This is a genomic window from Streptomyces sp. NPDC004732, assembly GCF_040609235.1.
Classification (GTDB): domain Bacteria; phylum Actinomycetota; class Actinomycetes; order Streptomycetales; family Streptomycetaceae; genus Streptomyces.
This window is the reverse complement of sequence record NZ_JBEXJR010000005.1, coordinates 1-19,317: the sequence shown is the minus strand read 5'-3', so window position 1 is coordinate 19,317 and position 19,317 is coordinate 1. Positions and strand designations below refer to the sequence as shown.

Here is a 19,317-nt window from a genome sequence, read left to right as displayed (position 1 = left end):
GACAAGTGGTGCTGGTCAGCCGCGCAGGGCCTGGACCGCGGCTTCCAGCCGCTTGCCGAAGTCACCGTCGGCCTGACGGAAGTTGTTGATCGCGCGCTCCGCGATGTCGTCGCGCGAGACCTTGGAGATGAAGCCCGCCAGGTTCTCGACCAGGCGGCCCTTCTCGTCCTCCGACATCAGCCGGTAGAGGGTGCCCGCCTGCACGAAGTCGCTGTCCTCGGCGTGCGAGGGCGCCTCGTGGTTGCCGGTACCGCCCGTGACCGGGACGGACTGCCACAGCGGCCGGTCCGTCTGGAAGGGGCCGCCGAAGCTGTTCGGCTCGTAGTTCTTCGCGCCCTTGTGGCGGCCGTCGTACAGGAAGCCGTCGCGGGAGTTGGTGCGCGCCTCGGTGGCGTGCGGGCGGTTCACCGGCAGGTGGTCGGCATTGATGCCGACGCGGTAGCGGTGGGCGTCTCCGTAGGCGAAGAGGCGGCCCTGGAGCATCTTGTCCGGGGAGGGGCCGATGCCGGGCACGAAGTGCGCGGGCGAGAAGATGCTCTGCTCGACCTCGGCGAAGATGTTCTCCGGGTTGCGGTTGAGCTCCAGCTTGCCGATCTCGATCGGCGGGTAGTCCTCGTGCGGCCACACCTTGGTGAGGTCGAACGGGTTGAAGCGGTACTCGGCCGCCTCGGCCGCGGGCATGATCTGCACCTGCACGGTCCAGGACGGGAACTCACCGCGCTCGATGGCCTCGCGCAGGTCGCGCTGGTGGGAGTCGGGGTCCTCACCGGCGAGCTTGTCGGCCTCGCCCTGGGTGAGGTTCTTGATGCCCTGGTCGGTCTTGAAGTGGTACTTGACCCAGAAGACCTCACCGGCCTCGTTGTTCCACTGGTACGTGTGCGAGCCGTACCCGTTCATGTGGCGCAGCGTCGCCGGGATGCCGCGGTCGCCGAAGAGCCAGGTCACCTGGTGCGTGGACTCGGGGCTCAGGCCCCAGAAGTCCCACACGTTGTCGGCTTCCTGCGAGCCCGTGTACGGGTCGCGCTTCTGCGTGTGGATGAAGTCGGGGAACTTGATGGCGTCCTTGATGAAGAAGACGGGGGTGTTGTTCCCGACGAGGTCGTAGTTCCCCTCCTCCGTGTAGAACTTCAGCGCGAAGCCGCGCGGGTCGCGCACGGCGTCGGCCGAGCCGAGGTTGCCCGCCACGGTGGAGAAGCGCAGGAACGTCTCGGTCTGCTTGCCGACCTCGGAGAGGAACTTGGCCCGCGTCCACTGCGAGACGTCCCGGGTCAGGGTGAAGGTGCCGTACGCACCCGCGCCGCGCGCGTGGACGATCCGCTCCGGGATCCGCTCGCGGTTGAAGTGGGCGAGCTTCTCCAGCAGCGCCTGGTCCTGCACCAGGACCGGACCGCCTGCACCAGCGGTCTCGCTGTTCTGATTGTCCGCGACCGGCGCGCCGGCCTCCGTGGTGAGCGGTCCCTGCGTCACGTGCGCCTCCTGCGTCATACCTGCAAGTCCTGTCCTTGGCATCTGCCGTACTCGATCCTACGATGGACTTTGTCTAAGTCAAGTGAGCATCCAAAGTCACACCCGTTCGGGATTTAGGTCCCCCGCCTGTTAGGCTGGCTTGCATGAGTGACCTGTTGGAACGACTGCGCGGACGCGGTTGGCGCATGACGGCGCAGCGGCGAGTCGTGGCCGAGGTCCTCGACGGGGACCACGTCCACCTCACGGCGGACGAGGTGCACGCCCGCGCCACGGACAAGCTGCCCGAGATCTCCCGGGCGACGGTCTACAACACCCTGGGCGAGCTGGTGACCCTCGGCGAGATCCTCGAGGTCTCGACCGACCGCCGCGCCAAGCGGTACGACCCGAACGCGCACCGCCCCCACCAGCACCTGGTCTGCGCCCGCTGCGGCGCGATCCGCGACGTGCACCCCACGGGCAACCCCCTGTCCGACCTCCCCGACTCGGAGCGCTTCGGCTTCATGGTCGAGGGCGTCGAGGTCACGTACCGGGGCGTGTGCCCGAGCTGCGCGGCCGCGTAAGCGTTTCTTCGTACGTCGAGCACTTTCCGTACGGCTCGAAGGGCCCGGCACCGTTCCAGGTGCCGGGCCCTTCGCCATGCCCGCCGTGCGCGACGGCGCACCCCTTCCATGATCTGACGGCCCGTCATATTCTCTGCGGCGCCCGACATCCGCCCGCCCTCCGCAAGGAGAAGCCGTGGAAGATCCGCACCCGTCACACCCGCCGAGCCCTCCGACCCCGCCCCACCCCAAACTCCGCGCCCGCGCAGTCACCAGAACCTTCGGCCGGGCCGCCGGGGCGGTCCACGCCCTCGGCCCCATCGACCTGGACATCGCCCCCGGCGAATTCACCTGCGTCGTCGGCCCATCGGGCTGCGGAAAATCGACCCTTCTCCGCATCGCCGCGGGCCTGCTGCGCCCCAGCTCCGGTGAGCTGAGCATCCGCACGGCCGCCCAGCGGCCCGTCGCGATGATCTTCCAGGACTACGGCATCTACGACTGGAAGACCGTGCAGGCCAACGTGCGGTTCGGCCTGGACATCCAGCGCGTCCCCCGCAGAGAGGCCAACGCCCGGGCCAAGGACTGGCTGACCCGCATGGGCCTCGCCGAGTTCGCCGGGGCCTATCCCGCAGCCCTCTCCGGAGGCATGCGCCAGCGCGTCGCGATCGCCCGCGCCCTGGCAGTGGAGCCCGAGGTCCTCCTGATGGATGAGCCCTTCGCGGCCCTCGACGCCCAGCTCCGCACCATCCTTCAGGATGAGCTGCTCACCCTCACGCAGACCACCCGGACCACGACCCTGTTCATCACGCACAGCCTCGAAGAGGCGATCGTCCTGGGCGACCGCGTCCTGGTGATGTCGGCCAGGCCCGGCCGCTTCATCGCCGAACGCCGCCCGCCGTTCCCGCGCCCCCGCAGCGGAGAGGTCCGGGCGGCCCCCGAGTTCACCGCGCTCAAGAGCGAGCTGTGGGAACTGCTGCGGGCAGAGGTCGGCACGGAGGCAGCGGCATGACCACGACCACCGGCAAGAGCCCGGCCCCGCGAGGCGCCTCTGGGAACGGGGATTCCCCGGGGGCCGCCTCCCGAGAGGACGTACTGGTCAGAAAGCCGGGCCCGCAGGAACTGCACCCCGTCCGCACCCATCGCCGCCGCCGCGCCCTGGAGCTTTCGCTCGCCGTCGGCGTGCCCGCCGCCCTGGTCCTGCTGTGGCAACTGGCCGCCGTCCAGGGCTGGATCGACGACCGCGTCTATCCCGCGCCGCAGACGATCCTGGAGGACGGCTGGCACCGGGCCGCCGACGGCGAGCTGTGGCCGGACGTGTGGGCCACGCTGAAGCGCGTGCTCGCCGGATACGCGATCGGCACGGTCGCCGGTTACGCGCTCGGCCTCCTGATGGGCTCCCTCTCCGTCGTACGAGCCGCACTGGAGCCCACGCTCGACGCCCTGTACGTCGTCCCCAAGCTGGCGCTCCTGCCGGTCTTCCTCAACATGTTCGGCCTCGGCGAGGGCCCGCAGATCGCGCTCGTCGCCGCCACGGTCTTCTTCTTCGTCTGGATCTCCACGATGGCGGCGGTCCTCGCCGTCCCTTCCGGGCACCGCGACGCGGGCCAGGTCTTCGGCGCCTCGCCCTGGCAGATGTTCCGCCATGTGCTGCTGCCCGCGTCCCTGCCCGCCGTCCTGGTCGGCGCGCGGATCGCCGCGGGGGTCGCGGTCCTCGTGATCGTCGCCTCGGAGCAGATCGCGGCGGCCGACGGCCTCGGACACCTCATCTTCGACTCGCGCGCGCTCTTCCAGAACGACGTGATGTTCGTCGGCATCGTGTGCGTCGCGGTGCTCGGCGTCGTCTTCTCCGAACTGGTGCGGATCGCGGGCCGGTTCCTGACGCCGTGGGCCCCGCGGGACCGGGGCAGGAGCCAGTCGTGACCAAGCTGCCCCCGGGAGGCCCCATGCGTACCCGCACCACCGCTCTCGCACTGCTCATGGCCGGTTCGCTGCTCGCGGCGGCGGGCTGCGCGAAGGAGGACGACGCGCCGCCCGCCGAACCCGCGAAGCCCCGCGCCGTCAGCCCGGTCGCGGGCTGCGGCAAGGGAAGCTGGACCGACCCCGCCGACCTCGCCCCCGACCGCGAACCGGCCCGCTGCGACCCGGGCACCCCGGCGCCCGAGCCGCTCCGCGAGAAGCGCGAGCTCACCATCGCGACCGGCACCCTGAGCGCCGAGTACGCGGCGCCCCTCCAGATGGCCGTGGAGAAGGGCGAGTTCAAGAAGGAGGGCCTGGACGTCGCCCTGAAGGTGCTGCCCACCCCCGACGCGCTCCCCCTCCTCGCCAAGGGCGACATCGACGCCCAGTGGGCCGCCCCGGAGGCCGCCGTGATGAACGGCATCACCAGCGGGTTCGACATCAAGTGGACGGCGGGCAACTTCTCCCCTGACCCCCGCTCCAAGAGCGGCCTGTGGGTGCGCCTGAAGAAGGGCGAGAGCGCGGACCGCGTTCCCATGGCGGGCCGCAAACTCGGCACGATGATCGGCAAGGGGTCCGTCATCGCGTACCCCATGGACAAGACGCTGGCGAAGCACGGCGGCGGGCTCGACGAGATCCAGTTCCAGCAGCTCGGCTCGGCGGACGTCCTCACCGCGCTCCAGAACGGCGGCACCGACTCGGCCTGGCTGCTCGATCCGGTGTGGCGCAAGGTCGACGGCGACAAACGGTTCGCGTTCCTGGGCGGCCAGCCGCAGGCCGAACCGCTCGGCGGCCTCCTCTTCGGACCCAACCTCCTTAAGAAGGACCCCGATGCGGGCGTCGCGCTGCTGCGCGCGTACATCAGGACGGTGAACACGTACTTCGCGGGCGACTACAAGGCCGACAAGGGCTTCGCGACGGAGCTCGCCAAGCTGATCAGCACGGACAAGGAGGTCCTGCTGTCCACACCGTCGCTCCGCATGGACTGGGAGATCCGCGCGGGCACGACGGACCGGCTGCAGGACGCGTACCGCGCGGCGGGCGTCTCCAAGGGCGACAAGGTGCCGGAGAAGAAGGCGGTGAACCGCGAGCTGTACGAGGAGGCGGTGGGCCACAAGTGAGCCGCACGCCGATGCCGGGCCATAAATGAATCGAGGGCCGGAAACCAATTGGTTTCCGGCCCTCGATCTTCAGTAGCGGGGACAGGATTTGAACCTGCGACCTCTGGGTTATGAGCCCAGCGAGCTACCGAGCTGCTCCACCCCGCGCCGTTGAATGCAACTCTACGTCAGCGCTACGACCAGCGCAAATCCGTTCCCCACGGGCGTCAGGACGTCGCACGGCGGGCGTCGCGCGGCGGGCATCCGTGCCTACGCGACGGGCGCCCGTGCCTACGCGGTGAGCTCTTGGTGCAGGGCCTCGCGCAGGCGCCCCGCACGCTCGGAGACCTCCGCGGGACCGAGGTCGACCGCGCGCGAGGCCCACCGCTGCCCCTGCGCCAGCTGCCCGCGCCGGGCATAGAGCAGAGCCAGCCGGAGCGCGGCCCGCCCGTGCCCCGCGTCGGCGGCCCTGGTCCACCACAGCGCGGCCTCCGGCTCGCTGCCCTCGCGGGCAAGGAGCAGCCCCAGGTTGAACGCGCCGTTGCGGCTGCCCGCCTCCGCGGCCTTGCGGTACCACCGCGCGGCCTCGACGACGTCGCCGCGGGCCGAGGCGAGCATGCCGACCCGGACCTGCGCGCGGCGGTGCCCCATCTCGGCCGCCCGCTCGTACCACTCCTCGCACTCGGTCTTCTCCGCCGCGGGCTCGCCGAGGACCGGCGGGCCCGCCGGGGGGCGACGCGCGTCGAGCACCGTCCCGAGGCGGTACGCCGCCTCGGCGCTGCCGCCGCCCGCCGCACACCGCAGGTGCCGCTCGGCCTCCTGGTCGTCGCCCTCGCGCAGCCGCACGGTGCCGACCTGGAGCGCGGCGTCGGTGTGCCCGGCTGCCGCCGCACGCTCGTACCACCGCAGGGCCGCGGGCTCGTCGTCCCGGCTCGCGTAGAGGATCCCGAGGTTGAACGCGGCGTCGACGCTGCCCGCCTCCGCGGCCTTGGAGAACCACGGCTCGGCCCCGGCGGCGTCGCCGCCCTGGAGCAGCAGTACGGCGAGCGCGTTGGCCGCCTCGCGGTGTCCGGCGTACGCGGCGCGGCGGTACCACTGGTCGGCGTGCGCGGTGCGGCCCTGCTCGGCGCAGAGCAGGCCGAGGTTGTACGCGCCGTTCACGTCGCCCGCGTCCATGGCGGCGCGGTACCAGCGCTCGGCGGTCTGCGTCTCGCCCCGCTCGGCGTGCAGCGCGCCCAGCGCGTTCGCGGCGTTCCCGTCGCCGTCCTGGGCGGCCTTGAGCCACCACACGGCGGCGCTCTCCTCGTCGCCCGCGTCCCGGAGCAGGAACCCGAGGGCGCAGGCCGCCCTGGACTCCCCGTCCTTGGCGGAGTTGAGGTACCAGCGGCCTGCTTCCTTCAGCTCGCCGCGCCGCTCCAGGATCGCGCCGAGGTGCAGCGCGGCCCTGCGGTGGCCGCGGGCGGCGGCCTGGCGGTACCACTGCTCGGCCTCGTCGGCGGGCGACCGCACGGCATCGTCGGCGCGGCCGGCGCGGTCGGCGCGGCTTGGGCGCGCGGGCGCGGCAGTGCGCTCGGCGCGTTCGGTGCGCTCCGTGGTGGCACGCCGGTCGAGCGCGCGTGCCAGGCGGTAGGCGGCCTCGCGGTGGCCGCGCTCGGCGGCGACCCGCAGCCAGCGCTCCGCGCCGACGTCGCCGCGGTGCTCCAGGAGGTCGGCGAGCGCGTACGCCCCGAGGGTGTGGCCCTGCTCGGCGGACTGGCGCAGCCAGTACTCGGCGGCGGGCTCGTCGCCGCGCTCGCGGTGGTGCCGTCCGAGCGCGTGCGCGGCGGCGGCGGACCCGGCGACGGCGGCGACCCGCCACCAGCCGGCCGCCTCGTCGGCGTACCCGCGCTGGTGCAGGAGGACTCCGAGGTTGTTGGCGGCGGCGCGGTCGCCCTCGGCGGTCGCCGCGCGCAGCAGAGATTCGGCCCCGTCGAGATCACCGCGGCGCAGCAGAAGACTTCCGAGAACGCTCATCGCATCCACGTCGCCGGCCTCGGCGGCCAGCCGGTGGCGCATCTCCTCGGCGGCCGCCCCGGGATCCTCCCGGTCGGCCGGCTGCACAAACCGCCCTGTCTCCAACAGAGTTGCCTTGTCCCCCATAACGTCCATCGTCGCACCACCTGCAACCTGGGTACATCCGGTATACCGCAGCCAGTGAGGTCACTTCAGCGTTTTGTCGACATGCCCACAGAGAGATAAGTCAAACACAGATCCCTCAACTCTCCCCCGCCTGCGCACCGTTCGCGTGTGTTGGCATAGGCCTCCCGCACACGACAGGCACCGGCACACACGACGAAGGCCCGGATCCGTAAGGATCCGGGCCTTCACCTTGCAGTAGCGGGGACAGGATTTGAACCTGCGACCTCTGGGTTATGAGCCCAGCGAGCTACCGAGCTGCTCCACCCCGCGCCGTTGTGTTCAAACCGTACCACGGCGCGAGGGGGCTGCCCGACCACTCACTATCCGGTCTGATCCCCCTTCTGACCTGCGTCCTTGTCCGCTTCCTTGTCGGCGGCCTTGTCGCCGCTCTTGTCAGCGGCCTTGTCGGCTGCGTTGTCGGCGTTCTTGTCGGCGGGCTTGTCGGCGGCCTTGTCGCTCTTCTCGGCGGCCTTCGACGAGGCCTCCTCGGCCCGCTCAAGGGCCTCCTGGAGGCGGTCCTGCGCCTCGCCGTACTTCTTCCAGTCGCCTTCCTTCATGGCCTTCTCGCCGTCCTCGAACGCCTTCTGGGCGTCGTCGAGCGCGGCCTGCACCGTCGGGTCGTTCGACTTCGGTGGCTTGGTCGTCCCGTCGCCGTCCTGGTCGCCCGGTGGCTTGGTGGCGCCCTCCGTACTGAAGACCTGGTTGAGGCCCTCACCGAGGGTGTCCGCGAAGGCGGTCTCCGTGCCGTACGACACGGCGACCTTCTTCAGAAGGGGATACGCCGACTTGCGTCCCTGTACGTAGACGGGTTCGACGTAAAGGAAACCGTCGTCCAGTGGCACGGTCAGCAGATTGCCGTAGAGGACGTCGGAGTCGGCGCCCTTCATGTCACGGACGAAGTTGCCGACTTCCGTCATGGAGTTCATCTTGTTCTGCACTTGTTCGGGTCCGTCGACGTCGCCCTGGACTCTGAGCAACTGCATCTTGCCGTAGTTCTTGCTTCTGGCATCGGCGTCGACCGTCATGAACGCCCGTAGGTTGGGTCGCTCGCTCGGGGTGAACGTCGTCGTCAGGGAGAACTGCTGCTGCGCCTGTCCCGGCGACTTCAAGGACAGGTAGTACGGCGGGACCGCACTGTCGTCCTTCTTCGTCGGGTCGTTCGGCACCTGCCAGGCGTCACTCGCGTTGTAGAACTGGCCGGGGTCCGTGACGTGGTACTTCGTCAGCAGTTCGCGCTGCACCTTGAACATGTCCTGCGGATAGCGCAGGTGGTCCATGAGCTTCGGCGGGATCTCGCTCTTGTCCTTGACGGTGCCCGGGAACGCCTTCTTCCAGGTCTTCAGGACCGGGTCCTTGTCGTCCCAGGTGTAGAGCTTGACGTCACCGGTGTACGCGTCGACGGTCGCCTTCACCGAGTTCCGGATGTAGTTGACCTGGTTCTGCTGGGCGATCACCGTGCGCTGGCTGTCGGCCTGCGACAGGGAGTCCGCCGTGGTGTCGCCGAGCGTCGTCCGCGAGGCGTACGGATAGCCGTTGCTCGTCGTGTAGGCGTCGACGACCCACTGGATGCGGCCGTTGACCACCGTCGGATAGACGTCGCCGTCGATCGTCAGCCACGGGGCTACCGCCTCGACGCGCTCCTTGGGGGTGCGGTTGTACAGGATCCGCGACCCGTCGCCGATGGCTCCGGAGTAGAGGATCTGCGGCTCTCCGAAGGACACCGCGTACGCGGCGCGGTTGATCGGGTTGGAGAGGTTGACGCCGCTGTCGCCCTTGTAGCTGTACGTCTTCTGACCGCCGCCGTTCTCCTCGTAGTCGAGCTCCTTCTGGGGCCCGCCCACGATCGAGTACTGGCTGGTCTTCTCGCCGTAGTAGATCCGCTGCTCGTACTCACCGAGTTCACCGTTGGTGGGCAGACCGGACTCGGTGAACGCCGGGGCGCCCTTGGAGCCCTTCTTCGTCTCCGTGCCCTTGGCGGCGACCATGCCGTAGCCGTGGGTGTAGGCGAAGTGGTCGTTGATCCAGTTCCGCTTGTCGAGCTTGTTCACGTCGATCTCGCGGAGGCCGACGATGGTGTCCTGGCCGTTGTACCGGTCCACGTCCAGCGTCTTCGGGAACTGGTAGTAGCTGCGCTCCTGCTCCAGCTGCTGGAAGGTCGGCGAGACGATGTTCGGGTCGTTCAGCCGGTAGTTGGCCGCCGTGTCCGCGTTCTCGCGCTTCTTCTTCGGGTCCTCGTCGACCCTGCCGCCGCCCTTGTACTCCTCGGGCTTCACGCCGTTGATGCCGTAGGCATCGCGGGTGGCCTCGATGTTCTTCTCGATGTACGGGGCTTCCTTGGCCTGCTCGTTCGGCTGGACCTGGAACTTCTGGACGATCGCGGGGTAGAGCCCGCCGATGAGGATCGCCGAGAGCACCATGAGGCCGAAGCCGATCACCGGCAGCTGCCAGGTGCGCCGCCAGAGCGTCGCGAAGAAGAGGATCGCGCAGATGACGGCGATGCAGAACAGGATCGTCTTCGCGGGCAGGTACGCGTTCGCGTCGACGTACCGCAGGCCGGTCCAGTTACCGGTCGCCTTGAAGTCGCTGGACTTCACCGCGAGGCCGTACCGGTCGAGCCAGTACGCGATGGCCTTGAGCGACACGAAGACACCGAGCAGCACCGAGAGGTGGCCGGTGGCCGCGGCGGTCGCGCGCGCGCCGGGGCTGGTGATCCGCAGCCCGCCGTACAGGTAGTGCGTCAGGGCGGCGGCGACCAGGGAGAGCACCGTGGCCGCGAAGCCGAAGCCGAGCAGGAAGCGGTACCAGGGCAGGTCGAACGCGAAGAACGACACGTCCATGTGGAACTGCGGGTCCTTCTGGCCGAAGGACACGCCGTTGACCCACAGGAGCCAGGTGCGCCACTGTCCCGCGGCGGATGCGCCCGCGATCAGCCCCACGAGAGCGGTGACTCCGATGAGCAGCCACTTCTTGTACGGGGCGATGCCCATGCGGTACCGGTCGAGGCTCTGCTGCTCCATCGACATGGCGCTCAGCGGCGGGCGCAGCCGGTGCGCCAGCCAGATGTTCACGCCGACTGCGGCCGCCATGAGGAGGCCGAAGACGAAGAACAGGCCGATCTTGGTCCACAGGGTCGTCGTGAAGACCGACGAATAGTGGACCGACCGATACCACAGCCAGTCCGTCCAGAACCCGGAGAACATGACGAAGGCCATGGCCAGTACGGCCAGCACCCCCAGTGTCATGAGCAGGGTCCGGACGCGCCGTGAGGGTCGGCCCACTCTGATCCGTGGCCCCGTCGGGCCTCCGCCGCGGTCCGGCATCTGGAAAGCCAAGGTGCGCACCTCGAAGTTCGCTGTTGATTCGCTGTTGGTCCGTCAGGCCCCCGAGATCGCGGACCCACACCTATGCAACTTACCTACGCTTTACTCGGTTCCCGTTTCTCGGGACTAACGAGGCAGGATTGTGACTATGTCCAACACTCCCATGGCAGCGAGCCCCCTCACTCGGGCGGTCCTCGAGATCGACGAGTACGTATCCGGCCTCGGCTGGGACCGGCCCGCCCGCCTCTTCGCGCTGGTCGACACGGCGCGACTGCGCACCCAGGAACCCGGCCTCGCCTCACAGCTCGGCCTCGACGACGGCGTGGAACACGCCGGCTACACCCCCATCGAGCAGGAGGAGATTCCCGCGGGCAAGCCGCTGGACGAGTTCCTCGGCACCATCGCCTGGCCGGACGCGGTGACGGGCTGCGCCCTCACGGTGGAGCGCCTGATGCTGCCGCCGTCCGCCGAGGCGTCCGTCCCGGACGGCCTCAGCGAGTCGCAGCTCGCGAAGTGGGTGGCCGAGCACCCGGACCGCCAGGAGGTCCGCATGACGGTCGCGGTGCTCCGTGACGGTGCGCGCGAGTCCGCGCTGCGGCTGCGCGAGAAGGACTCGGCGACCGAGGTCCTCACCGGCTCGGACCTGGTGCCCGGCCTGGCCGAGGCGCTCGCGGCCACGTTCGCCTAGCGGTACGTCTTTTTCCGTTCAGTACGCGGGTGGGGCTTCCCCACCCGCGTACCGCTGTTCCGGGGCCGTCCGTCAGGCAGGCGCTAGCTCGCGCTGCACTTCGGCAGGTGGGCGGTGTCGCCCTTGCGGATCTTCTTCAGGGACTTCACGGCGTCGGCGATGGTGTCCACCTTGACGAGCTGCAGGCCGTCGGGAACGTCGCGCGCGGCGGCCGTGCAGTTGTCCTTCGGCGTGAGGAAGTACTCGGCGCCCTTCTCGCGCGCGCCGACGGTCTTCATCTCGATGCCGCCGATCGGGCCGACCTTGCCGTTGTCCTCGATGGTGCCGGTACCGGCCACGAAATTGCCGCCGGTGAGGTCGTCCGGGGTCAGCTTGTCGACGATCCCGAGTGCGAACATCAGACCGGCGCTGGGGCCGCCGACGTCGGCCAGCTTGATGTCGATCGTGAACGGGAACGTGTGGTCGGTGCCCGCCTTGATGCCGACGACCGCATGCTTGGGATCGCCCTCCGCGGCCTTCGTCTTCATCTTGATTTCCTCGGTCTCGGTCGCCTCCTTGCCCGCCTTCTCGGCGGCTGCCGCGGCCTTGACCGGGACGACCGTGAACGTGACGGGCTCACCGGGCTTGCGCTGGGTGACGAGCTTCGCGACGTCCGTCATCTCCTTGACGGGCTTGCCGTCCACCTTCTTGATGACGTCGCCCGCGTGCAGCTTGCCCTCCGCCGGGTCGCCCTTGAAGACGGTGGCGACGATGACCTGGGACTTCACCTCGATGTCCAGCTGCCTGAGCGCCGCGACCTTGGCGCTCTCCTGGGACTGGCTGAATTCCTCGGCGTTCTCCTGGGAGGACTGCTGCTCGGTCTTGCCGTCCGGGTAGAGCGTGTCGTGCGGCACCACGATGTTGTCGTGGGCCAGCCAGCCGTAGACGGCCTCCGCGAGGTTCATGTTGTAGTCGGCGCTGGTGACCCTGACCGTCGTCATGTTGAGGTGCCCGGTCGTGGGATAGGTCTTGCGTCCGGAGATCTGCAGCACCGGCTCGCCGTCGTGGTCGCCGAGGGTGTTCACCGTGGGTCCGGGAGACATCTCCGAGTACGGCACTTTGATGAGGACTCCGGCGCAGAGCAGCGCGATCAGCATCAAGGTGGAGGCGAGCATCGTCGCGGTGCGGCGTGGCATGGAACGACAGTACGGGACCTGCCTGTGAGAGCACCCCCGGGGCCGGGCCGTACGGGGAGGTCACGTCCCGGAGTGGGACTTCTCCATCGCCTCGCGGAACGCCGCGTAGCCGTTGAGTTCGGTGACGTCGCCCGTCCGTCCGGACTTGCGGGCCCGGGCGGCCCAGCTGCCCCAAAGACCCGCACCGACGGCAGCCAGGAGCGGAATCAGCAACCACGCGAGTGATGCCATGTCGACCTCCCGACCCCATGAGCCATCTCAACTGACAGATCAGCAGATTAACCATCCGCATGGTCAACGCTCACGGCAGGGGTCCGGTTACGCAACCGGAGCCGCACGGGTCAATCGCGCCCCAGGGGCCGGGCCTCGACTCAACAGGCCCCGACCCACTCCTCCTTGCCGTCGGAGAAGCGCTGGTGCTTCCAGATCGGCACCTCGTGCTTGAGGTCGTCGATCAGCTGGCGGCAGGCGTCGAAGGCCTCCGCGCGGTGCGGGCAGGAGACGGCCACGACCACCGCGAGGTCCCCGACGGCGAGGTCCCCGACGCGGTGCACGGCGGCCAGGGCGCGCACGGGGTACTCGGCGACGACCTTCTCGGCCACCCGGCGCATCTCGGCCTCGGCGCTGGGGTGGGTCGAGTACCCCAGCTCGTCGACGTCCGCGCCGCCGTCGTGGTTGCGCACGGTCCCCACGAAGAGCGCCGTGCCACCTGCCGCGTCGTCGCCGACGGCCTGGAAGACCTCGTCCAGGGAGAGCGGGGTGTCACGGATCGCGAGCAGGCGGATCGGGTCCTGCGCGGCCTGCTCGCCGGGGTGGTCCATCGTGGTGCGTGCCATGCGGCCATGGTGCCGCACGGCACGCACATCACGGAATAGACCTTTCCCCCGGCACGCGCGTGTCCCCCCTTGGAGCTCCCTACAGGCGGGGCGCCGTGCGCCTCAGATCCTCCGGCGGGCCTTCCGCGCCCTGCGCACGACCGCCGCCGCGCCCAGCAGGGCGACCGTCGCGCCCGCCGCACCCGCAGCCGTCGCGTCCTTGCGGCCGAGCCGCCGACCGGCCACCGTGCGCCGCCCGGAGACCTCCTCCAGCAGTTCCGTGAGGACTTCCTCGTTGGTCCATCGCGGCCGCCATCCGGCGTCGTGCAGCATGCTGACGCTGACGACCCAGGGGTACATCGTGTACGCCAGGTCACCGGCCGGTGACGGGGTGAGGCCGATGCGGTGCAGCCGGGCGGCGGCGCCGAGCGCGACCGCCGAGGGCAGCTCCATGCGCCGGATCCCGCTGAGCTCCTCGACCTCCTCCTGCTCAAGCCAGCCCTCGCAGCCGACGGCGAGCTCGCCGTCGACCTTCTCCAGGACGGCGTACTCCAGAGCGCTGCACAGGTCCTCGACGTGGCAGAACTGCCAGGCGGGCCGCGAGCCCGCGACGACCAGGAGCCGCGGCGACTCGAAGTAGCGCGTGAGGGCCGTGTCCGTGCCGCCGACCAGCGTCGCGGGCCGTACGACGGTGACGTTCAGGCCGGGGTGCGCGCGGGGCGCCCGACGGGCGAGCCGCTCCACCTCCAGGAGGTCGCCGACGCCGGTGGCCTCGGCCGTGGCACGCAATTCGGCGTCTTCGGAGAGGGGCAGTTCGTTGTCTGGCAGCGCTCCGTAGACCATCGCCGAGGTGCACAGCACGACGCGGTGGACGCCCGCGGCGGCGGCAGCGGTCAGGACGGTCTGGGTGCCGCGCACGTTGTACGCGGTGCGGGCCGCGCCGTCGGTCTCCAGGTCGAGATCGAGCGCCAGGTGCACCACGACGTCCGCGCCGCGCAGCTTCTCGGCGATGGCCGGGTCCCGCACGTCCAGGATGTGCCACTGGGCCTGCGAGCAGTCGCCCCTGCGCTCGTCGATGGCAATGACCTGCTTGATCGCCTCCGACGTGGCAAGGCGCTCGGTCAGCAGCGCGCCCACACCGGAGGCGGCGCCGGTGACGGCGACTACGGGCCCCCGGACGGGCGCCGGGGTTGACGGGTTTCGCGCTGCGCGAACCTGTGGATCTGGGGAACTCACCGGGCGTCTCCAGCGGTTGTCTTCAGTAGGTACGCGAATGACGCGTACGTACCAGGTGGCATCCATCCTGCCGCAGGCCATGAGTCGGCGAAGCACCGAGGCCCGATCCCGTCACGGTGTCTACGCTGGGTGGTGTTGTAGGGCAGCCGCCGTCGGAACGAAACCGGCGGCCTGACGAGCCGAGGAATCCCGTGAGTGACACCCCATTCGGATTCGGCCTTCCGCCGGAGGAGCCGGAAGACGGCGACGAGGGCAAGAAGAAGGAATCCCCTGGAGAGGGACAGCGCGGGGGCCAGGGCGCAGGTGGACCCGCGAACCCGTTCGGTTTCGGGGGGTTCCCCGGAGCCGGCGGCGCCGGCGGCGGTGACAACCCGTTCGCCGCGATGTTCGGTTCCATGAACCCGAACGACCTGGGTGCCGCGTTCCAGCAGCTGGGCCAGATGCTCTCGTACGAGGGCGGCCCCGTGAACTGGGACATGGCCAAGGACATCGCGCGCCAGACCGTGTCGCAGGGCACGGCGGACGGCACCAAGGACGCCAGCGTCGGTCCGGCCGAGCGCTCCGCCGTGGAGGAGGCCGTGCGCCTGGCCGACCTGTGGCTCGACGACGCGACGTCGCTGCCTTCCGGTTCCGGCACGGCCGTGGCCTGGAGCAGGGCCGAGTGGGTCGAGGCGACCCTGCCGGTCTGGAAGGAGCTCGTCGACCCGGTCGCCGAGCGCGTCGGCCTGGCCATGGGCGATGTGCTGCCCGAGGAGATGCAGGCCATGGCGGGCCCGCTGATCGGCATGATGCGCTCCATGGGCGGCGCCATGTTCGGCCAGCAGATCGGCCAGGCCGTGGGCGTGCTCGCGGGCGAGGTCGTGGGCTCCACCGACATCGGCCTGCCGCTCGGCCCCGCGGGCAAGGCCGCGCTGCTCCCGGTGAACATCGAGGCCTTCGGCAAGGACCTGGGCGTCGACAAGAACGAGGTCAGGCTCTACCTGGCGCTGCGCGAGGCCGCCCACCAGCGGCTCTTCGCCCACGTCCCGTGGCTGCGCTCGCACCTGTTCGGCGCCGTCGAGGGCTATGCGCGCGGGATCAAGGTCGACACGGCCAAGCTGGAGGACGTGGTCGGCCAGCTCGACCCGCAGAACCCGGAACAGCTGCAGGAAGCACTCCAGCAGGGCATGTTCCAGCCGGAGGACACTCCGGCCCAGAAGGCCGCTCTGGCCCGTCTGGAGACCGCTCTGGCGCTCGTCGAGGGCTGGGTGGACGCGGTGGTCCACGCCGCCGCCAAGCCGCGTCTGACGTCCGCCGACGCCCTTCGGGAGACGCTGCGCCGCCGCCGTGCGACGGGCGGCCCCGCGGAGCAGACGTTCGCCACGCTGATCGGCCTCGAGCTGCGCCCGCGCCGTCTGCGGGACGCCTCGCGCCTGTGGGCCTCGCTCACGGACGCGCGCGGTGTCGACGGCCGTGACGGCCTGTGGGAGCACCCGGACATGCTGCCGACGGCCTCCGACCTGGACGACCCGGACGGTTTCGTGCACCACGAGCAGCTGGACTTCTCCGAGCTGGACAAGATGCTCGGCGAGGCGGCGGGCGGCGGCTCCACGAAGCCGGACCTCACCAAGGACGAAGGCGAAGAGGGCCAAGCGGGCCCAGACGGTAAGGACACCGACGGCAAGTGAGCCTGTACGACGACACGGTCCTCGTGCTCAAGGGGTACGAGGCCCAGCCCGAGCTGCGCCAGGCCTATCTGGACCACTTGGCCGCGCACGGCGACGACGGCATGTGGAAGTCCTGCACGGACGGCCATGTGACGGCCAGCGCGCTGGTGGTCGACCCGTCCCGCGGACGCGTCCTGCTGACCCTGCACAAGAAGCTGAGGATGTGGCTCCAGATGGGCGGCCACTGCGAGCCGGGCGACACGACGCTGGCCGAGGCCGCGCTGCGCGAGGCGACCGAGGAGTCCGGCGTGCCGGGCCTGACGCTGCTCGCGGGCGGGCCCGTCCGCCTGGACAGGCACCCGATTCCGGGCCCGTGCACCCAGCACCTCGACGTCCAGTACGCGGCGCTCGCCCCTGCCGAAGCGGTGGAGACGATCAGCGACGAGTCACTGGACCTGCGCTGGTTCGCGTACGACGAGGTGGCGGGGGTGGCGGACGACTCGGTCGTACGACTGGTCGAGGCGACAAGGGCACGCCTGTAGGGACCGCTTCGAGGCGCCCCGAAGGGGCTCTCGAAGGGGCGCGGGGAACTGCGCGACCAGCCACATGCGGCCCGCAGAAAATCCCCGCGCCCCTCGGTCACTCCTGCCCGGACGGGGCCTAGCTCCAGACGTTGCCCTGGTTGGCTCCCCGGGCGCCCTGCTGGCCCATCCCGAACTGTGCCTGGGCGCCCCGCCCGACCACCGCGTTCTGCGGCGGCAGCATCTCGCTCGGCTGAACGAGCGCGTAGCCCTGGCCCATGAAGCTGAGCTCCCAGCCCTCACCGGTGTTGCCGCGGCGCCGCCACACGCCCGAGGAGTGGGTCTGGGCCTGCATCTGGACGCGCAGGCCGTTGGACCACGCGACGATCGCGTCGGCGTCCGCGTTGACGTACCGCTCCGGCGTGACCTGCAGCATCAGCGGCTGGCCCGACGTCATCAGGGCGACCTTGCCGCGGCCGGTGATGTTGAGCTGGTACTTGCCGGAGCCGGAGATGCCGTACTGGCTGTCCACGGCGATGACCTGGTGGGTCAGCGACGAGTCCATCGCGAGGACGTAGCTGCTGTCCACGGTCAGCCCGTCCTGCTCCACATCCACTACGTGGATGTACTGGGCGAGGTTGGCGAGGTAGACCGTGCCCTGGCCGTGGCAGCGCATCAGGTCCAGGCCCTCGCCGGTGTGCGCGCGGGCCCGCTGGTTGCCCCGGCTCTGGTACTCGGCGTCGAACTCGATCAGCCCTTGGTAGGCGACCATCGCACCCTTGCGGGCGAGGACGTCGTCGTGCCCCTCCAGGGCGACCCGCAGCAGCTGCGGGTTCTGGACGGAGTAGCGCTCCTGGGTCTGCTGTTCGGCGTGCGCGAAAAGTGGGCTCTGCATGGTGTGTTGCTCCCCCTCAGCCCCGTGCTCGGAGGCGGTCGGTGCTGTCCTCGCTGGGCTGTACGACGACGATGCCCTCTCCGGAGAAGCCCATCTGGTAGGCCTCGCCGCTGCCGCGCCCGATGAGGGAACCGGCCTTGAAGCTGCGCTTGCCCTTCACCTTGAGGTTCGGGGACCAGGCGATCAGGGCGTCCGGGTCGACGTACGTCTCGTCGTCGCCGCGGCCGCAGTCGACGACGATCGGCGTGCCGCGGGACGTCAGGGCGACCCAGCCCTGGCCGGAGATCTTGATGTTCCACAGGCCCTGTCCGGCGAACTTGGCCATGCCCTTGACCCGCTCGACGCCCCACTGGAGGGATGCGTCGAAGGCGAGCAGGTTGGTGCCGTTCACCGAGAGGGAGTCGCCCGCCAGGTTGATCAGGACGACGTCCGCTCCGTAGTCGGCGAGGTAGAGGAGGCCGTCTCCGGAGCACTTCATCAGGGGTGCGCCCTCGCCGGTCATCCACTCGCGCGCGACCTGACGGACGGCGGGCGGATTCGGCTCGTACTGCACGAACCCTTCGTAGGCGACCATCGAGCCCACGCGCGCGAGGAGGTCGTTGCCGGTCTGCATGGCCACCTTGACCATGTGATGGCCGTGGTTCTCCATGCGGGCGGCGACGGGTGCGGGAGCAAAGCCCGCGAGCTGCTGATTCATGACGGGCTCCCTCAGACCTCGTACGGCTGGACGACGATGAAATTGCCGGGCGCGCCACGGAACTGGAGGTTCACGCTCTCCCCCGTGGAGCCCGCGTACGCGTTGCTGCGCAGCCGGACCTGGCTGGAGACGATCGCCTGGGCGGCGGCCGACCAGGCGACGACGGCGTGGCAGTCCGCGAACGTCGTCGGCGTGACGGGCAGCACGACGGGCACGCCGTGGGTCTTCACGATGACCGTGCCGGTGCCCTGGAACTGCATGACGAACAGCGCGCCGCCGGGAATCCCGTGGCCCTCGATCCTGCGCACCTCGTGCTGGAGGGTCTCGTCGAAGGCGAGGACGTTCTCCGCGGAGACACAGATCGCGTCGCCCTGGAGTTCGATGGGGTGCAGGTGGGTGGCCTCCTCGGCGAGGAAGACCTGACCGCGGCCGGAGCAGCGCATCAGCTGCATCTCCTGGCCGGTGGCGTTGCCCACGATGCGTCCTGCGAAGCCCGCACCCTTGTAGCTGAACTCGACCTTGCCCTGGTAGAGCACCATGCTGCCCTGACGGGCGAGGATCGGCTGTTCGGCGACGCCGAGGTCGACGCGGACGAGCTTCTCGTTCTGCTGCGTCCAGCGCTGGCCCGTGGGGGCCTCGCGGTACTTCTGGAGGGCCGCGGCCACACCGGCGCCCTGGGGTGCCGCGCCCTGGGGGGCGGCGGGCTGGCCGGGGAACTGGCCGCCCGGGGGCTGCTGGCCGTAGCCGGGCGGCATCGGGGCTGCGGGCTGCTGACCGTAGCCGGGCGGAGGCATCGGGGCCGGCGGCTGCTGGCCGTATCCCGGGGGCGGCGGCGCGCTCTGGCCGGGAACCTGGCCGAACTGCGGCTGCTGCGGGGCGGGCTGTCCCGGCTGGCCGTAGCCCGGGGGCGGCGGGGGCGGCACAGCACCGCCCGGCGGCTGGGTCAAGGGGGCCACGACGGTCTGCGCCGCGTGCACCGACGGGTCCACGGGGGCGGGCGGCGGGGGCGGAGTGGTGCCCTGCGGCGGCGCGAAGTGCTGCGCGGGGGCCGGGGCTGCTGCCGCGCCGCCGCAGGCACCCGCCC

Annotated in this window: 17 protein-coding genes and 2 tRNA genes; 7 read left to right on the top strand and 12 right to left on the bottom strand. The window is 70.3% G+C overall.

From position 1 onward, the window contains the following. Positions 1–15: 15 nt before the first annotated feature. Positions 16–1,485, bottom strand: a complete 1,470-nt coding sequence (locus ABZV77_RS15715) for a catalase (protein WP_356256141.1) — start codon at positions 1,483–1,485, stop codon at positions 16–18. A gap of 125 nt (positions 1,486–1,610) precedes the next feature. On the opposite strand from ABZV77_RS15715, the gene ABZV77_RS15710 reads away from it, so the two are divergent. From ABZV77_RS15710 to ABZV77_RS15695, 4 genes are all read left to right on the top strand, one after another. Beyond that, complete coding sequence (locus ABZV77_RS15710) at positions 1,611–2,027, top strand: Fur family transcriptional regulator (protein WP_356256138.1); 417 nt, start codon at positions 1,611–1,613, stop codon at positions 2,025–2,027. Between the two features lie 175 nt (positions 2,028–2,202). Next, on the top strand, positions 2,203–3,015 hold the full coding sequence (locus tag ABZV77_RS15705; RefSeq protein WP_356256136.1) for an ABC transporter ATP-binding protein: 813 nt from the start codon (positions 2,203–2,205) through the stop codon (positions 3,013–3,015). Further along, positions 3,012–3,926 (top strand): ABC transporter permease, encoded by a 915-nt coding sequence (locus ABZV77_RS15700; protein ID WP_356256133.1) that lies wholly within the window; start codon positions 3,012–3,014, stop codon positions 3,924–3,926. The genes ABZV77_RS15705 and ABZV77_RS15700 overlap by 4 nt, the downstream gene beginning before the upstream one ends. A gap of 23 nt (positions 3,927–3,949) precedes the next feature. Next, positions 3,950–5,083 (top strand): ABC transporter substrate-binding protein, encoded by a 1,134-nt coding sequence (locus ABZV77_RS15695; RefSeq protein ID WP_356257581.1) that lies wholly within the window; start codon positions 3,950–3,952, stop codon positions 5,081–5,083. Positions 5,084–5,156: 73 nt separating this feature from the next. Here ABZV77_RS15695 and ABZV77_RS15690 read toward each other — a convergent pair. The 4 genes from ABZV77_RS15690 to ABZV77_RS15675 form a co-directional block, all read right to left on the bottom strand. Next, a tRNA-Met gene (locus ABZV77_RS15690) sits at positions 5,157–5,230 on the bottom strand. Between the two features lie 123 nt (positions 5,231–5,353). Then, a complete protein-coding gene (locus tag ABZV77_RS15685) occupies positions 5,354–7,210 on the bottom strand; it encodes a sel1 repeat family protein (protein ID WP_356256131.1) in 1,857 nt (618 codons plus the stop codon). 226 nt (positions 7,211–7,436) lie between these two features. After that, a tRNA-Met gene (locus tag ABZV77_RS15680) sits at positions 7,437–7,510 on the bottom strand. Between the two features lie 50 nt (positions 7,511–7,560). Beyond that, positions 7,561–10,560: a UPF0182 family protein gene (locus ABZV77_RS15675; RefSeq protein ID WP_356257578.1), complete on the bottom strand. Its 3,000-nt coding sequence runs from the start codon at positions 10,558–10,560 to the stop codon at positions 7,561–7,563. A gap of 148 nt (positions 10,561–10,708) precedes the next feature. On the opposite strand from ABZV77_RS15675, the gene ABZV77_RS15670 reads away from it, so the two are divergent. Continuing rightward, positions 10,709–11,248, top strand: coding sequence for a PPA1309 family protein (locus ABZV77_RS15670; RefSeq protein ID WP_356256128.1), 540 nt, complete (start codon positions 10,709–10,711; stop codon positions 11,246–11,248). A gap of 83 nt (positions 11,249–11,331) precedes the next feature. On the opposite strand, the gene ABZV77_RS15665 is transcribed toward ABZV77_RS15670, so the two are convergent. The 4 genes from ABZV77_RS15665 to ABZV77_RS15650 all read right to left on the bottom strand — a co-directional run bounded on the left by ABZV77_RS15665 (position 11,332) and on the right by ABZV77_RS15650 (position 14,474). Beyond that, entirely contained in the window at positions 11,332–12,423 is a 1,092-nt protein-coding gene (locus tag ABZV77_RS15665) for a PDZ domain-containing protein (RefSeq protein WP_356256126.1), read from the bottom strand. Positions 12,424–12,483: 60 nt separating this feature from the next. Then, on the bottom strand, positions 12,484–12,654 hold the full coding sequence (locus tag ABZV77_RS15660) for a hypothetical protein (protein ID WP_356256124.1): 171 nt from the start codon (positions 12,652–12,654) through the stop codon (positions 12,484–12,486). Positions 12,655–12,794: 140 nt separating this feature from the next. Then, on the bottom strand, positions 12,795–13,259 hold the full coding sequence (locus tag ABZV77_RS15655) for a molybdenum cofactor biosynthesis protein MoaE (RefSeq protein ID WP_356256121.1): 465 nt from the start codon (positions 13,257–13,259) through the stop codon (positions 12,795–12,797). 102 nt (positions 13,260–13,361) lie between these two features. Further along, the gene (locus ABZV77_RS15650) at positions 13,362–14,474 is read right to left on the bottom strand and encodes an SDR family oxidoreductase (protein ID WP_356256118.1); all 1,113 of its coding nucleotides are present in this window, start codon (positions 14,472–14,474) and stop codon (positions 13,362–13,364) included. A gap of 191 nt (positions 14,475–14,665) precedes the next feature. Between ABZV77_RS15650 and ABZV77_RS15645 the strand changes: the two genes are divergently transcribed. Continuing rightward, positions 14,666–16,141 (top strand): zinc-dependent metalloprotease, encoded by a 1,476-nt coding sequence (locus ABZV77_RS15645; RefSeq protein ID WP_356256115.1) that lies wholly within the window; start codon positions 14,666–14,668, stop codon positions 16,139–16,141. Beyond that, complete coding sequence (locus ABZV77_RS15640; RefSeq protein ID WP_356256113.1) at positions 16,138–16,662, top strand: NUDIX hydrolase; 525 nt, start codon at positions 16,138–16,140, stop codon at positions 16,660–16,662. The genes ABZV77_RS15645 and ABZV77_RS15640 overlap by 4 nt, the downstream gene beginning before the upstream one ends. A gap of 118 nt (positions 16,663–16,780) precedes the next feature. Here ABZV77_RS15640 and ABZV77_RS15635 read toward each other — a convergent pair whose 3' ends face one another. From ABZV77_RS15635 to ABZV77_RS15625, 3 genes are all read right to left on the bottom strand, one after another. Beyond that, on the bottom strand, positions 16,781–17,536 hold the full coding sequence (locus ABZV77_RS15635) for an AIM24 family protein (RefSeq protein WP_356256111.1): 756 nt from the start codon (positions 17,534–17,536) through the stop codon (positions 16,781–16,783). 16 nt (positions 17,537–17,552) lie between these two features. After that, a complete protein-coding gene (locus ABZV77_RS15630) occupies positions 17,553–18,233 on the bottom strand; it encodes an AIM24 family protein (RefSeq protein WP_055563679.1) in 681 nt (226 codons plus the stop codon). A gap of 11 nt (positions 18,234–18,244) precedes the next feature. Further along, the coding region (locus tag ABZV77_RS15625; RefSeq protein WP_356256108.1) for an AIM24 family protein at positions 18,245–19,317 on the bottom strand (1,073 nt) is incomplete at its 5' end.